The sequence below is a fragment of the Flavobacterium polysaccharolyticum genome (assembly GCF_038739875.1).
GTDB classification, from domain to species: Bacteria; Bacteroidota; Bacteroidia; order Flavobacteriales; family Flavobacteriaceae; genus Flavobacterium; species Flavobacterium polysaccharolyticum.
Genome location: NZ_JBCGDP010000119.1, coordinates 1 through 236, shown reverse-complemented (window position 1 = coordinate 236; position 236 = coordinate 1). Strand labels below are relative to the sequence as shown.

Sequence of the window (236 nt, the reverse complement as noted above, 5' to 3'; positions counted from 1 at the left end):
TACTTTGACCCCATTAACAGGCGACAGCGATGTTGACGGGGATGTCTTGAGCATCACCAGCATCAACGGCACGACCTTAACCCCAGGCATAGCGCAAGTGATTGCGGTAACCAACGGCACGGTAAATATTACCGCAGCAGGAGTGATTACTTTCACCCCAGCAGCGAACTTCAATTCCACGACCCCAGTAAGCATTCCTTATGTGATCACCGATGGAAATGGAGGAACAGCTACTG

1 protein-coding gene is annotated in these 236 nt (G+C 50.8%); it reads left to right on the top strand.

Annotated elements, in window-relative coordinates; translation table 11 throughout:
- Positions 1-46 precede the first annotated feature (46 nt).
- The coding region (locus WFZ86_RS20325) for an Ig-like domain-containing protein (protein WP_342693641.1) at positions 47-236 on the top strand (190 nt) is incomplete at its 3' end.